The organism is Chakrabartyella piscis, assembly GCA_030067835.1.
Classification (GTDB): Bacteria; Bacillota; Clostridia; order Lachnospirales; family Anaerotignaceae; genus Chakrabartyella; species Chakrabartyella piscis.
The window spans coordinates 1,015,273-1,030,043 of the sequence record CP092441.1; the positions used below are offsets into that span (position 1 = coordinate 1,015,273).

The 14,771-nt window shown below is 38.3% G+C and carries 12 protein-coding genes; 9 read left to right on the forward strand and 3 right to left on the reverse strand.

Annotated features, from left to right (window positions below):
• The first annotated feature begins 1 nt into the window (after position 1).
• The 6 genes from MJY40_RS04430 to MJY40_RS04455 all read left to right on the forward strand — a co-directional run bounded on the left by MJY40_RS04430 (position 2) and on the right by MJY40_RS04455 (position 6,811).
• Positions 2-700, forward strand: coding sequence for a GntR family transcriptional regulator (locus MJY40_RS04430; protein WP_317855840.1), 699 nt, complete (start codon positions 2-4; stop codon positions 698-700).
• Between the two features lie 173 nt (positions 701-873).
• The gene (dctP, locus tag MJY40_RS04435) at positions 874-1,944 is read left to right on the forward strand and encodes a TRAP transporter substrate-binding protein DctP (protein ID WP_317855841.1); all 1,071 of its coding nucleotides are present in this window, start codon (positions 874-876) and stop codon (positions 1,942-1,944) included.
• Positions 1,945-2,050: 106 nt separating this feature from the next.
• Positions 2,051-2,584 (forward strand): TRAP transporter small permease, encoded by a 534-nt coding sequence (locus tag MJY40_RS04440; protein WP_317855842.1) that lies wholly within the window; start codon positions 2,051-2,053, stop codon positions 2,582-2,584.
• 20 nt (positions 2,585-2,604) lie between these two features.
• Positions 2,605-3,888, forward strand: coding sequence for a TRAP transporter large permease (locus tag MJY40_RS04445; RefSeq protein WP_317855843.1), 1,284 nt, complete (start codon positions 2,605-2,607; stop codon positions 3,886-3,888).
• 40 nt (positions 3,889-3,928) lie between these two features.
• Positions 3,929-4,993, forward strand: coding sequence for a mannonate dehydratase (gene uxuA, locus MJY40_RS04450; protein WP_317855844.1), 1,065 nt, complete (start codon positions 3,929-3,931; stop codon positions 4,991-4,993).
• Between the two features lie 210 nt (positions 4,994-5,203).
• Positions 5,204-6,811: a mannitol dehydrogenase family protein gene (locus MJY40_RS04455; RefSeq protein WP_317855845.1), complete on the forward strand. Its 1,608-nt coding sequence runs from the start codon at positions 5,204-5,206 to the stop codon at positions 6,809-6,811.
• A 130-nt stretch (positions 6,812-6,941) separates the two neighbouring features.
• Here MJY40_RS04455 and MJY40_RS04460 read toward each other — a convergent pair whose 3' ends face one another.
• Positions 6,942-7,121, reverse strand: coding sequence for a hypothetical protein (locus tag MJY40_RS04460; protein WP_317855846.1), 180 nt, complete (start codon positions 7,119-7,121; stop codon positions 6,942-6,944).
• 177 nt (positions 7,122-7,298) lie between these two features.
• Here MJY40_RS04460 and MJY40_RS04465 point away from each other — a divergent pair, with 177 nt between their 5' ends.
• The 3 genes from MJY40_RS04465 (at position 7,299) to aspS (ending at position 11,485) form a co-directional block, all read left to right on the forward strand.
• Complete coding sequence (locus tag MJY40_RS04465) at positions 7,299-8,213, forward strand: ribonuclease Z (protein WP_317855847.1); 915 nt, start codon at positions 7,299-7,301, stop codon at positions 8,211-8,213.
• A gap of 152 nt (positions 8,214-8,365) precedes the next feature.
• Positions 8,366-9,394: a tRNA (adenosine(37)-N6)-threonylcarbamoyltransferase complex transferase subunit TsaD gene (tsaD, locus tag MJY40_RS04470; protein ID WP_317855848.1), complete on the forward strand. Its 1,029-nt coding sequence runs from the start codon at positions 8,366-8,368 to the stop codon at positions 9,392-9,394.
• A gap of 279 nt (positions 9,395-9,673) precedes the next feature.
• Entirely contained in the window at positions 9,674-11,485 is a 1,812-nt protein-coding gene (gene aspS / locus MJY40_RS04475) for an aspartate--tRNA ligase (protein WP_317855849.1), read from the forward strand.
• A 425-nt stretch (positions 11,486-11,910) separates the two neighbouring features.
• On the opposite strand, the gene MJY40_RS04480 is transcribed toward aspS, so the two are convergent.
• Together MJY40_RS04480 and MJY40_RS04485 are read right to left on the reverse strand one after the other, a co-directional pair.
• Positions 11,911-13,584, reverse strand: coding sequence for a carbon starvation CstA family protein (locus MJY40_RS04480; protein WP_317855850.1), 1,674 nt, complete (start codon positions 13,582-13,584; stop codon positions 11,911-11,913).
• Between the two features lie 78 nt (positions 13,585-13,662).
• Complete coding sequence (locus tag MJY40_RS04485; RefSeq protein WP_317855851.1) at positions 13,663-14,163, reverse strand: DUF8052 family protein; 501 nt, start codon at positions 14,161-14,163, stop codon at positions 13,663-13,665.
• Between the last annotated feature and the right edge of the window lie 608 nt (positions 14,164-14,771).

A 14,771-nucleotide genomic window follows, 5' to 3' on the forward strand; every position in this document is an offset into this window, starting at 1 on the left:
TATGGGTATATTGGAATTGGAATTGCCGAAAAGTGGTAGACAAGATACTGTAACCAATATGGTATATTCTGTAATACGAAAAGCCATTTTGGATATGAGCTTAGAACCAGGTGAAACACTCAGTGAAAAGGAAATTGCAGCACAGTTTGCAGTCAGCAAAACACCAGTGCGTGAGTCATTCATTCGTTTGGCTAGAGAAGGATTGTTGGATATTTACCCACAAAGAGGTACATATGTGTCCAAAATCAGCATCAGTAGATGTAAAGAAGAACGTTTTTTGCGTGAAGCATTGGAAAAAGCAACATTTGAAGGATATATGGAACATCCATCAGAAGAAAGTTTGCAAAAATTGCAAGATTGTATTCGCATCCAAAAAGAAGTGTTTCCTCGTGGAGATGCACAACTGAATATGAAATATGACGATGAATTCCATGACATATTTTTCGATGCAACGGGCAATGGACTTTCCAAAACCATTATTCGTAGCTATGCAGTCAATTACCAACGCACCAGATTGCTTTCCATCAAAATGCAAGGTAATATTGGTGAGCTGAACACCAGCCAACATGAGGAATTGTACCAAGCAATCGTAGAAAAGAACATTGATGTTGCACACGATGTTTTGACAACACACGTTCAGAAGTTGTTTACAGAACTTGATGAAATTGTGAACGCTTTTCCAGACTACTTTATAGATTGAAAAAGTTGCACAAAAATAGCGTGAATAAATTGATAGAATTGCTGAAAATGCTTGATTTTATTGACTTTTCACAACTAATATGTTAGTATTGTAATGAATAAATCATGCCATGAGTTGGGCATCTAATTCGTGGTACAGTCAAAAGGGGACTATTTATTCAAGGAGGTATTACAATGAAATTCAAAAAAGTAATCGCAGCAGTAATGGCAGCAACAATGGTACTTAGCTTTGTAGGTTGTAGCTCCAGCTCTAGCTCAGAAGCAGCAGCTCCAGCAGCAGACTCTTCCGCAGCAGCAACAGAAGAAGCAGCTCCAGCAGCAGATGCTCCAGCAACAAACTTGACAGTATGTGGTACAAATGGTGTTGGTGATACACAATCCATGGCTCATGAAGAATTGGCAGCTCGTTTGAATGCAATGGGTGGCTGGAATGCAAAAGCTATGGTTTCTTCTGAAATGGGTAGTACAGATGACGTTTTGGAACAAGCAATCGCTGGTGTTGGCGTTATCGCTGCATCTGACCCTGCTAGAATCGCATCTTATGTTCCAGAAATTGGTATTCTTATGATGCCTTACTTGTTCGATAGCTATGATCAACTTGATACATTGATGGATACAGAATTGTACAAAGGTTGGACAGCTGACTTGAAAGACCAAGGTCTTGTATTGTTGACAAACAACTGTTTGACAGGTTGGAGAAACTGGGTTACAAATACAGCAATCAATGAACCAGCTGACTTGAGCGGTATTAAAATTAGAACAATGGGTACTCCTATTGCGTTGAACTCTGTAAATGCTATGGGTGCTATTGCAACACCTTTGGATCAAAATGAAGCTTACAACGGTATCTCCACAGGCGTTATCGATGGTGGTGAATGGCAATTGCCAACAATCTACACATTGAAATTGTATGAAGTAGCAAGCCACATCAGTTTGTCTCATCACTTCTTGTTGACAGGTTCCATCGTAGCTGGTGCTGCATGGTATGATCAATTGAGTGAAGAACAACAAGTTCAACTTTCTGAAACAGCTGTTGAAACATACAAAGACAACCAAGCAATCGTAAACGAATACGAAGAAAAATACTTGGCTGAAATGCAAGATACATATGGCGTAACAGTTACAGAACCAGACAGAGAAGCATTCAAAGCTGCAACAGCTTATCTTTACTCTGATATGGACACAACAGGTGGCGTAGATTTCGATGCTTTGAGAACAGAATTGTACGCACAATTGGGAATGTAATTTTAAAATTTAATTTTAAGATGTAATTTCAGGATGTAAATGATTGACACCCTATGATTGCCTTAGGGCTCGTAGGGTGTTTATTTTTTAAAAGGAGCTATTATTTATGGGGAAATTATATAAAGTATATTGCAGAATAGAGGAAGTCATTGCAGGAACTGCGTTTTTGACAATTGTTATTCTTACATTCTCCAATGTTATTTTGAGAAAGTTTTTCAATTCACCAATTACAGCAACAGATGATGTTTGTAAATTGCTTTTCTCTTGGTCTGCGTTTCTAGGTGCAGACGTTGCACTGCGTTATTCTCGTCTTGTAGGTATGGATATTTTGGTCAACAAACTATCTCCAAAAATTCAAAAAGTGCTACAAGTTATTGTATATATTATTATGATTGGCGCTTTTGTCATCTTTACAAAAGGTGGCTACGAACTTGCAATGTTGAACTGGGCTAGGGTTTACAATTCCCTTCCAATTTCTTATTGTTGGGCAACTCTCAGCTTGCCAGTTGGTTGTATTTTGATGACCATTACAGCTATTATCAAAATTGTCAAAGTGCTCACTCATTTCAATGATGATGAGTACAATGTTAGAAAAGACAATCCAGATGCAGTTGGCGAAGAAAATATGGGACTAGAATAAACGTATAGGAGGAAAAACGTATGACACTACTTTTGATCGTATTCGTTGTGTTGTTGTTAATCAATGCACCCATTGCGTTTGTAATTGGTCTTTCAGGGTTGACATGGTTTATACAAGAAGCAGGAGTACCACTCTCCATTGCAACACAACGTGTTATTGCACAAACACAATCCATCAGTTTTCTTGCAGTACCATTCTTTATTTTTGCAGGTAACTTGATGAATAGAACAGGTATTACAGAAAATTTGATTAAATTCTCTCGTGTAATCACAAGAAAAATGACTGGCGGTATGGCACAAGTATCTGTAGTATTGTCCACTATGATGGGTGGGGTTTCTGGCTCTGCTGTTGCGGATGCATCTATGGAAGCTCGTGTATTGGGTCCAGAAATGCTCAAACGTGGTTATCCAAAGGGTTACACAGGCGGTGTAATTTGCTTGACATCTTTGATCACAGCAACCATTCCACCATCACTTGGTTTGATCTTGTATGGTTTCATTGGAAATGTTTCCATCGGTAAATTGTTCGTTGCTGGTATTTTGCCAGGAGTTATGATGATGATTGTTTTGATGACAACCGTTACCATCACTTCCAAAAGACGTGGTTTCGATGTTCCAGATCCAGATGTAACAGCGCCTACTTTTGCAGAAATTATGAAAGAAATGAAAACTGCAATTTGGGCTTTGATCTTCCCAATCATCTTGATTGTTGGGATTCGTTTTGGGGTATTTACACCAACTGAAGCGGGTGCTTTCGCTGTTATGTATGCAATCTTTGTTGGGGTATTCATCTACAAAGAATTGACATGGAAAAAATTCTTAATTTCTCTGAAGGATTCCTTCATTGATACAGGTGGTATTTTGTTGATCATTGCATTGTCTGGTATCTTCAGCTATGTTTTGACAATGGAAGAAACACCAGCAAAATTGGCTAGTGTATTGTTTGGTATCACACAAAATCCAACACTTTTGATGATCATTATCATCTTGTTCTTGGTTGTTTCTGGTATGTTCATTGATAGTAACGTTAACATTATGTTGTTGACACCTATCTTCTTGCCAGTTTTGGAACAAATGGGTGTTGACTCTGTTCACTTTGGTATCTGTATGATGACCATTGTAACAATGGGTTGTATGACACCACCAGTAGGTACTGCTTTGTATACGGTTTGTGATATTTTGGATTGTCCAATTGAGCAATATTTCAAGGAGACATTACCATTCTACGCAGCAGTTATCGTTTTGGTTATCATCATGATCTTTATCCCAGATATCATCATGTGGTTGCCTAATATGATTTACTAATATGATTTACCAATAGATAAAATTTAAGGAGAAAAAGACTATGAAAATGACTTTTAGATGGTTTGGGGCAAAATGGGATTCTGTTACCCTCAAACAAATCAAACAAATTCCAGGGATGCATGGTGTTATCACAACCTTGTATCACACAAAACCAGGTGAAGAATGGGAATTGGAAGACATTCGTGCAATGAAAAAAGAAGTGGAAGATGCTGGACTTTTTGTTGACGGTATCGAAAGCGTAAACATTCATGATTCCATCAAAATTGGTTCTCCTGATCGTGATATGTACATCCAAAACTACATTAGAACTTTGGAAAAACTTGGTCAAGAAGGCATCAAAATGGTTTGTTACAATTTTATGCCTGTATTCGATTGGACACGTTCCGATTTGGCAAAAGAAAGACCAGACGGTGCAACTGTTTTGGCATATGACCAAAATGTAATTGACAAAATCAATCCTATTGAAATGTTTGAACAAATTGATGAAAACTCCAATGGATTTATTTTGCCAGGTTGGGAACCAGAAAGAATGGAAACAGTAAAAGATTTGTTCCAAAAATACGAATCTGTTACACCAGAAATCTTGTTCGATAACTTTGTTTATTTCTTGAATGCAATCATGCCAACTTGTGATGAATACGACATCGATATGGCTGTACATATTGACGATCCAGCTTGGAGCGTATTCGGTTTGCCAAGAATCGTAACCAGCAAAGAAACCATCTTGAAATTGATGGAAGCAGTACCAAACAAACACAATGGTGTGACTTTGTGTACAGGAAGCCTCAGCTCCAATCCAGCAAATGATATTCCTGATATCATCCGCTCTTTGGAAGGCAGAATCCATTTTGCACACGTAAGAAACACAAAATATACAGCTCCTGGTGTGTTTGAAGAAGCAGCTCATTACGCAGCAGACGGTTCTTTGGATATGTATGCAATCATGGAAGCATTGGTGGATATCGGATTTGAAGGTCCTGTCAGACCTGACCACGGTAGAACCATTTGGGATGAAGTTTCTATGCCTGGTTATGGCTTGTATGATAGAGCTTTGGGTTCCCAATATCTCTTGGGTCTCTATGATGCAATCAAAAGACAAAAATAATAGTTCGACATACCGAGTTTCCTTTAGGGTGAAATCAATTCATGCTTTTGTAGGGGAGCACCTATGTGTGCTCCCAAAATAATCAGATGGCACCCTAAAAGGAAATCATCTAAAAATCTATGCCGTTGGAATCAAGGTTTCAGCGGTATTTATATGTAGACTATGGCTATTGAAAAATAAATATTCATCTTTAGTTGGGAGTGATTTGAAATGAAAATGAATTTGCAATCTTTACAAGATACAGCTGCTTGGGAATCTATGGGTGTTACATTGCCAAATTTCAGTCCAGAAGTAGTTTTGGAACAAACCAATAAAACACCAAAATGGGTACACTTTGGAGCAGGTAATATCTTCCGTGGATTTGTTGGTAAAATCAATCAAAAAATGCTCAATGCAGGCGTTGCAGATACAGGTATCATCGCTTGTGATGCCTTTGATTATGATATCATCCAAAAAATCTACCACGATTATGATAATTTGACCATGTTGGTAAGTCTCAAACCAGATGGCAATACAGAAAAAGAAATCATTGCAAGTATCATCAAATCCTATGCAGTCAATACTGCAAACGATGCAGTTATGGGCGAAATGGTAGAGATTTTTGAAAATCCATCTTTGCAAATGGTTAGCTTCACCATCACAGAAAAAGGGTATGCAATCAAAGATACTTCTGGCAATTTCCTTGGTGTTGTGGCAAGCGATTTGGCTGGCGAACCCAAGGATGCAAAACACATTATGAGTATTTTGACATACCTTGTGTACAAAAGATTTACAAAAAAAGCAACACCTTTGGCTTTGGTCAGCATGGATAACTGTAGCCACAATGGTGAAAAATTGCAAAAATCTGTTTTGGAAATTGCAAAATCTTGGTGTGCAGCTGGCAAAATGACACCAGAATTTGTTGCATACTTGGAAGACGAATCCAAAGTATCTTTCCCATGGAGTATGATTGATAAAATTACACCAAGACCAGCAAAATCTGTAGAAGAAGACTTGGTTTCCTTGGGCATCGAAGATATGGCGCCAATCATCACAAGCAAAAATACCTTCATTGCACCATTTGTCAATGCAGAAATCCCTCAATATTTGGTCATTGAAGACAAATTCCCCAATGGCAAACCTGATTTGGAAGCAGGCGGTGTATATATCACAGACCGTGAAACCGTAAATAAAACAGAAACCATGAAAGTAACCACATGTTTGAATCCATTGCATACAGCATTGGCAGTGTATGGTTGTGTATTGGGTCATACTCGTATTTTTGAAGAAATGCGTGATCCAGAATTGAAAAAATTGGTGGAACAAATTGGTTACAACGAAGGTATGAAAGTGGTTGTAGACCCTGTTATCTTGAGTCCAAAAGCATTCATTGATGAAGTCATTAACGAACGTTTTGCAAACCCATTTGTACCAGATGAACCACAAAGAATTGCAACAGATACCAGCCAAAAAGTAGGCATTCGTTTTGGTGAAACCATCAAATCCTTCATCAAAAGTGAAGACTTGCATGTTATGGATTTGACCTTCATTCCATTGGCGATTGCTGGTTGGTTGCGTTATCTTTTGGCTGTGGATGACAAAGGTGTGGCAATGCAGTTAAGCTCTGATCCATTGTTGGAAGAAATGACAGGCAAATTGGCTTCTGTTAAATTGGGTGGTGCTTATAGTGGCGAAGCAAAAGAAATCTTGTCCAATGAAACCATCTTTGGTGTGGATTTGATGGCTTGTGGCTTAGGCGAAAAGATTGAAGGCATGTTTGTGGAATTGATTGCTGGAGAAGGTGCTGTTAGAGCGACTTTGCAAAAATATTTGGCATAAAATTGAATTGTATATTGTAGGATTCCCTGTGTGGTATCCACAAATAAATTGGGGCAGTGAGTAATCATTGTCCTTTTTTAATTTACCTCTGCTTATAACTTGAAATCCTGATTGCAAGTTAGTCCCATTTTTAATGGAATTTATTTTGACAAATCAACCAAATTCCTGTGGCAATGAAAATCAGTGCCAAAAATAAGTTGCACCAAGGCAATAAGGTTCCAAGGATGATACCAAATCCAAGAACAACGGATAAAATACCCAAAATGAAACAAAATGGATTGTGATGAGGTCTGCGACACCGCCTGTTCATAAAACCACTCCTTTGTAGATTTGACTTTCTACATATATATGAAAAAATACAAAAAAGGTGAACAAAATACAGTAAATTCAGGATTTCTAGGAAAGTTCCGGTGCATATGCTTGTCTTTTTGGGGATTTTAGAGTATGATACAAAAAGGAAAGTATGTACAGACAAAGGAGTAAAATTATGATGGATGTTTGTTTGCTTGGGACAGGTGGAATGATGCCTATGCCAAGTCGTTTTTTGACGTCAATGATGGTTCGTATCAATGGACGTATGATGATGGTGGATTGTGGCGAAGGTACACAGGTTACCATGAAGATGTTGGGTTGGGGATTTAAGTCCATAGATGTGATTTGTATTACACATTTTCATGCAGATCATATTTCTGGTTTGCCTGGATTGCTGTTGACCATTGGCAATTCTGGTAGAGAAGAACCTCTTACCATCATTGGACCACAAGGTTTGGGCTATATTATAGAAGGAATGCGACGCATTTGCCCAGAGCTTCCATTTCCATTGGAACTCATTGAACTGAATCGAGAAATGAAAAATCCAATTGTCATTTCAGAATTCCACATTTCCCATTGTCCAGTGGATCATATGGTGAAATGCTATGCATATCGTGTGGATTTGCCTAGAATTGGTAAGTTTGATACCCAAAAGGCAACAGATTTGGGCTTGCCAAGAAGCTTGTGGGGACACTTGCAAAAAGTAGGCAGTGTGGAACATGAAGGCAAAGAGTATACGTCAGATATGGTTTTGGGTGATGCAAGACAAGGTGTTGCTGTAACCTATTGCACAGATTCCCGACCTGTGGATAAATTGATTTCCTTTGCAAAAAATACAGATTTGTTTATTTGCGAAGGTATGTATGGTGATGATGCAAAGAAAAATAAAGCAAAAGAGAATAAGCATATGCTGTTTTCAGAAGCAGCAACATTGGCACAAAGAAGTGGTGCAAAGGAATTGTGGTTGACACATTTCAGTCCAGCGTTATCAGAACCAGAAGAGTTTCTGCCAGTGGCACAGAAAATTTTTGAAAATACCCGTTTGGGTGAAGAACGCTTGACCAAAACATTGGTATTCCCGAAAGAATAAACGACTGCTTTGGATATAGGATATTAGGTCACTGTAGGGGCGAAACTATGTGCTCGACTGTGAACAATAATATTGGGTACTGTAGGGGCGAACCTATGTGTTCGCCCGTAATACATAATAGCCATATCCAAACAAAAGAAAGGATTTTATAAATGGATGAACAAAAAGATATTTTGATATTGGCGATAGAAAGCTCCTGTGATGAAACGGCAGCAGCTGTTGTCAAAAATGGACGTGAAGTTCTTTCCAATATCATTTCTTCTCAAATTGCAGTGCATACACTCTATGGTGGTGTGGTGCCAGAAATTGCTTCCAGAAAACACATTGAAGCCATTGATGGTGTCATTGCACAGGCACTTTTGGAAGCAAATGTGACGATGGATGAGATTGATGCCATTGGTGTGACCTATGGACCTGGTCTTGTGGGTGCATTGTTGGTTGGGCTTGCAGAAGCAAAAGCAATTGCATTTGCAACCAATAAACCATTGGTGGGTGTCCATCATATAGAAGGACATATTAGCTCCAATTATATCGAAAATAAGGATTTTGAGCCACCATATATGTCTTTGGTGGTGTCTGGTGGACATTCTCATTTGGTGATGGTGTCTGACTATGGGAAATATGAAATTTTGGGTAGAACACGTGATGATGCAGCTGGTGAAGCGTATGATAAGGTGGCAAGAGCCATTGGTATGGGATATCCAGGTGGTCCAAAGGTGGATCAGGCAGCCAAATTGGGCAATCCAGAAGCAATTCATTTCCCAAGAGTATATTTGGAAGAAGATAGCTACGATTTCAGCTTCAGTGGCTTGAAATCTGCTGTACTCAACTATGTGAATAAACAAAAAATGATGAATGAACACATTGTGCCAGAAGATGTTGCAGCCAGTTTCCAAGAAGCAGTGGTTGAGGTGCTTGTCAATAAAACCATCAAAGCAGCCAAAGCAAATGGTGTCCAAAAAGTATCTATGGCTGGTGGTGTTGCATCCAATTCTGCTTTGCGTGCCAAAATGCAGGAAGCATGCGATAAAGAAGGCTTTGTGTTGAGCATTCCATCTCCAATTCTTTGCACCGATAATGCAGCAATGATTGGTTGTGCAGCATACTATGAGTATATTGCAGGTGTGCGTGATGGTCTGGATTTGAATGCAAGTCCAAACTTGAAACTTGGGGATAGATAAGCAAATAGAATTTGCTAGTAAAGAATGAATAGTGAAGAGTGAATAGTTTTGAACTGCTCTTAAAGGGTTTTTACGCACCCTTATGACTGAAATAAACTCATTATTTGCTGAGAATATATAAATTTTAAAATAATGGGTTAAGGGATGAAATCCCTTATGGGGTAGTGGGGCAAAGCTCCACGGTCTTGCTTTTGATCTTGTACTTGACCTTGATTTTTACACAAAAAAATGATATGATAAAGCTAATGTGTACTATACAAATATGAAGGAGAATGAGCTATGAGTGAAGCATTAACCGGCTTGAAAAGAAGCTGTATGTGTGGCAATGTCACAGAAGAAATGATTGGACAAGAAATTACTGTTATGGGTTGGGTGCAACGTCGTCGTGACTTGGGTCAACTTATTTTCATCGCTTTGCGTGACCGAACTGGCTTGATGCAAATTGCAGTAGATGGCAATGTGGCAGCACCAGAATTGTTCCAAAAAGCAGAAGCATCCAGAAGCGAATTTGTTTTGGCAGTTCGTGGTTTGGTTGCAGCGAGAACAGAAGGCAACATCAATCCAAATATGAAAACAGGTACAGTGGAATTGATTGCATCTGAAATTCGTATTTTGTCTGAATCCGAAACAACACCTTTCCAAATTGAAGATAGCATAACCGTAAAAGACGATTTGCGTTTGAAATATCGCTACTTGGATTTGCGTAGACCAAACCAATTGTATAACATGGTTTTGCGTCATAAAGTGGTACAAGAAATGCGTAACTTCTTGGATACACAAGATTTCTTGGAAATCGAAACTCCAATTTTGGGTAAATCCACTCCAGAAGGTGCTAGAGATTATTTGGTGCCTAGTCGTGTGCATCCAGGAAACTTCTATGGTTTGCCACAATCTCCTCAACTCTACAAACAATTGTTGATGGTTTCTGGTATGGATAGATATTATCAAGTGGCAAAATGCTTTAGAGATGAAGATTTGCGTGCAGATAGACAACCAGAATTCACACAAGTGGATATGGAATTGTCCTTTGTAGACGTAGAAGATATCATGGACATCAATGAACGTATGATGCAAAAAACATTCAAAGAAATCATGAATGTGGATGTACCATTGCCAATGGATAGAATGACTTACAAAGAAGCAATGGAACGTTTTGGTTCTGATAAACCAGATGTACGTTTTGGTATGGAACTTGTGAATATTTCCGAAGTTGTAAAAGATACAGAATTCGTTGTATTCCAAAATGCATTGCAAGCTGGCGGTAGCGTTCGTGCAATCAATGCAAAAGGTTGCGGTAGCTTCCCAAGAAAGAAAATTGATTCCTTGGTGGAATTTGTCAAAACATATAGAGCAAAAGGTTTGGCTTGGATTGCAATCAATGCAGATGGCACTTTGAAAACGCAAATTGCAAAATTCTTCTCAGAAGAAAAACTCCAAGAAATCGTTTCTGCTATGGATGGACAACCAGGTGACTTGATTCTCATTTGTGCTGATTCTGATAAAGTGGTGTATGATTCTTTGGGTGCATTGCGTTTGGAACTTTCCAAAATTTTGGAATTGACAAAAGCAGACGATTTCAAATTCATCTGGATTACAGAATTCCCAATGCTTGAATGGGATGAAGAAGCAAACAGGTTCGTTGCAGTTCACCATCCATTTACAGCACCTATGGATGAAGATCTGCACTTGTTGGATACAGAACCAGGCAAAGTTCGTGCAAAAGCTTATGATATCGTTTTGAATGGTTATGAGCTTGGTGGTGGTTCCATTCGTATCCACAGAAGAGATATCCAACAAAAAATGTTTGAACTTTTGGGCTTCACACCAGAAGATGCACAAGAACGTTTTGGCTTCTTGTTGGATGCATTCCAATATGGCGTACCTCCACATGGTGGTCTTGCATTCGGTTTGGATCGTATCATCATGCTTATGACAGGCGCTACCAGCATTCGTGACGTCATTGCATTCCCTAAAGTAAAAGACGCTTCCTGCCCTATGACACAAGCTCCTGGCTTGGTAGAAGAAGTCCAATTGGATGAACTCGGTATCTCCATCAACGAAGTGGAAGAAGTAGAAGAAGTAACAGAATAAGAAATGAATTGATATACAAATTGACACCTCATTGCGATTGCAGTGGGGTGCTTTTTTGTGGAAAGAGTAATTATACTTAATGGAGTCAATATAGTGAAAACAAAAAGATAAGATTCTTCGCCACGCTCAGAATGACAGGGCAATTTGCGGGAAGGTGAGAAAACCATCCCCTACAATTTTGGTTTTTACGAGACAGTACAGTTATTTCCTACAAGAAATCATTTCTATGTTTACTTGTGGTCAAAGTATTTTGACCATGTTCTTGTTTTTAAAATAAGGTCAAGGGGATTATCCCCTTGCAGGTTGTAGGACGGAGTCCTGCGGTTTTGTCTTTGATTTTTGACTCTATTCCAAACAAAAAAGCCACCCTAAGGAAATCCCCTAGAGTGGCAAATCATCTATTTTATTTGATTGTTATGTAAAACTTAGTGTTTTTTTGTAAGAACACGATATCCTTCCATTGCCAAGTTGATAGCCAATACCAACAACAAGATGATGAATACAATTTGCAAGCCTTCTGTAGAAGCTGTACCAGTACCAGCTGTCAAGTTTGTAAGGTTTGCTTTGAATGTGATGAACAAAGAACAAATTGTTGCAACCATCATAAAGCACATAGGGAAGAGGAACATTTTGTTGTTTTTGCTGATATTGCCCAACCAAGCAGCAACAGCAAGCAAAGCAAGAGCAGCCAACAATTGGTTAGCAGCACCGAACAAAGGCCAGATTTTAGCATAACCACCAACAGCCATAGCACCACCGATTACAACAGTGATGAGTGTAGCAACGTAAGGATTAGCCAATGTTTTTTGGATACCTGTCAAATCATCAGCACTTGTGCCTTCTGGAACAAAGAATTCTTGGAACATGTAACGAGCAAGACGAGTTGCTGTATCCAAAGATGTCAAACAGAAAGCAGAAACAGCCAAGATGATAACAGCATAAGCTGTGTCATAAGCGTTTGCAAAGCCCAAGTTGGAAATCATTGTTGCAATACCTGTTGCAAAGATTTGTGTAGGTGTACCAGATGGCATAGCACCATCAGCATACAATACACCAACTGTGATCAAAGCGATAAGAGCCAAACCACATTCGATGAGCATACCACCATAACCAATTACTTTTGCATCTTTTTCATTGTTCAATTGTTTGGATGTTGTACCAGAACCTACCAAACTGTGGAAACCAGAGATAGCACCACAAGCTACAGTGATGAACAACATAGGGAACATAGGTGTGCTACCTGTTGTACTCATGAAACCTGTGAAAGCAGGCAATTCGATTGTTGGGTTGGAACCAATAACACCAACAAAAGCAGCAATCATCATACCATAAAGCAAGAAAGAGTTGAGGTAATCACGAGGTTGCAACAAAATCCATACTGGAGTTACAGATGCAATGAAGATGTAAATCAAAACGATTACCAACCATGTATTGCTGGACAAGAAGATTGGACATTTCAAACCAACTACGATACAAAGAATGATAGCAGCAACACCAACTACAGTTGCAATGCTAAGAGGTGCGTTTTTACGATAAACCAAAGCACCAAAGATGATAGCAACGATAATGAACAATACAGAAATTGTTGCTGTAGAACCATTTGCAGGAACTTGAGCACCTGTTGCATCAAAACCAGCGAAAGTACCAACAACGATACTAGCGAAAGCAGCTACAACCAAAAGCAATGTGATGTAAGCGAATAATAAGAATAATTTCTTTGCTTTTGCGCCCATGTTTTCTTCAATTACGTAACCAATGGATTTACCTTTGTGACGAATAGAAGCGAACAAGGAAGAGAAATCTTGAACAGCCCCAAAGAAGATACCACCAATTAAGATCCAAAGAAGTACTGGAACCCAACCGAAGATAGCAGCTTGGATAGGACCATTGATAGGACCAGCACCAGCGATGGATGCGAAGTGATGTCCCAAAAGTACAGGAGCAGAAGCAGGAACATAATCTTTACCGTCAGCTTCTGTATGTGCAGGTGTTTCAATTTTAGGGTCTACACCCCATTCTTTTGCCAACCACTTACCATAAGTGAGGTAACCGATTACCAAAACGACAGTACCAATTGCCAATAAAGCTAATGAACTCATTTGAAAATCCCCCTTTTCAAAATAGTAAAATAAAATAGATGATATATCTTTGAAACTCATTTGAGCTTGCAAAAATCGTTAAGAAAGTGCTTCTTGGAGCAATTTTGTCATATCTTCACCTTGTTTGTTTGCATAAATAGAATGGTTGCTTAACTCTACCACTGCAATACGCAAATACATCCAACCATGGAGTGAAAATTGATATGTTTTATGGAATTTTGCTTTTTTGATTGCTTTTTTTGCATCTTCAGACACCAAATCCGTAACCACAACCAAGGATACATAAGAGTACATATGCTCTTTATGTGGCTTGATTTTTTGTAAACCTGCTTGCAAAACATCTTCCTTTAGTGTAAGGAAATCGTCAGCAGTCAAAACATCTGCAAAAGCAAAATAGACATATTCGTTCATTTCTGTTGCCCATAACTGTGCTTTTTTCGACAAAACATACTTTTCAGAACGAGAATGGAAGAAGGCAGTTGCTGCCAAAGTGCGATTTTCCAAATTAACATCACGTTCTATATCAAAGTAGGATTGATATGACGAAAGAAGCTTTTCTAAATACTCTTCTTGATTCAATTTACCCCTCCTATAATCATCTTATATCATGAGAAATAAGATGGATACATACATTTGTATTTCGACAATTTATTCATATTTATATTATACTCCAAATGTTTCAAAATACAATTGAAATGGGCATTTTTTACAATAATGGCGTATAAAAACACATGTGTCCGCAATAGAAAGAATTATATGTAATTACAACTAAAAAATAAGGTGTTCAAATTGTCTAAAATGTATGTTTTCAAATCACATATATTGTATACAACTTATAATTTGTGTATATTGTACAAAATCATTCTAAAAAACTATCAATTGGAACTGCCCAGAGGTGATTCATTGTATAATTGGTTTAAAAAGATAATGTTTCTTACATGTATTGATAAAATATAAACAAGAACATATGAAATTTTTTGATTTATATCGAATTTTTTCGTGAATGTGTTGCTGATATACTAATATGTATTCTGTATATTTTAGTTTGCATACAAGAGTATTATGCAGACTGGTTAAAATGACAGGATAATTTTATGGGAGAGTCTGGGACAAATATGTCCCAATATTCCAGTTGTATTTTAGTAGGCGATTGTCGAAAAGTGTGATAAAATGGTATTAAGAGAATG

Bases quoted from the DNA above. Each gene is read 5' to 3' on its own strand.
- MJY40_RS04430 (WP_317855840.1), top strand. From the start codon at position 2: ATGGGTATATTGGAATTGGAATTGCCGAAAAGTGGTAGACAAGATACT.
- dctP (WP_317855841.1), top strand. From the start codon at position 874: ATGAAATTCAAAAAAGTAATCGCAGCAGTAATGGCAGCAACAATGGTA.
- MJY40_RS04440 (WP_317855842.1), top strand. From the start codon at position 2,051: ATGGGGAAATTATATAAAGTATATTGCAGAATAGAGGAAGTCATTGCA.
- MJY40_RS04445 (WP_317855843.1), top strand. From the start codon at position 2,605: ATGACACTACTTTTGATCGTATTCGTTGTGTTGTTGTTAATCAATGCA.
- uxuA (WP_317855844.1), top strand. From the start codon at position 3,929: ATGAAAATGACTTTTAGATGGTTTGGGGCAAAATGGGATTCTGTTACC.
- MJY40_RS04455 (WP_317855845.1), top strand. From the start codon at position 5,204: ATGAAAATGAATTTGCAATCTTTACAAGATACAGCTGCTTGGGAATCT.
- MJY40_RS04460 (WP_317855846.1), bottom strand. From the start codon at position 7,121: ATGAACAGGCGGTGTCGCAGACCTCATCACAATCCATTTTGTTTCATT.
- MJY40_RS04465 (WP_317855847.1), top strand. From the start codon at position 7,299: ATGATGGATGTTTGTTTGCTTGGGACAGGTGGAATGATGCCTATGCCA.
- tsaD (WP_317855848.1), top strand. From the start codon at position 8,366: ATGGATGAACAAAAAGATATTTTGATATTGGCGATAGAAAGCTCCTGT.
- aspS (WP_317855849.1), top strand. From the start codon at position 9,674: ATGAGTGAAGCATTAACCGGCTTGAAAAGAAGCTGTATGTGTGGCAAT.
- MJY40_RS04480 (WP_317855850.1), bottom strand. From the start codon at position 13,584: ATGAGTTCATTAGCTTTATTGGCAATTGGTACTGTCGTTTTGGTAATC.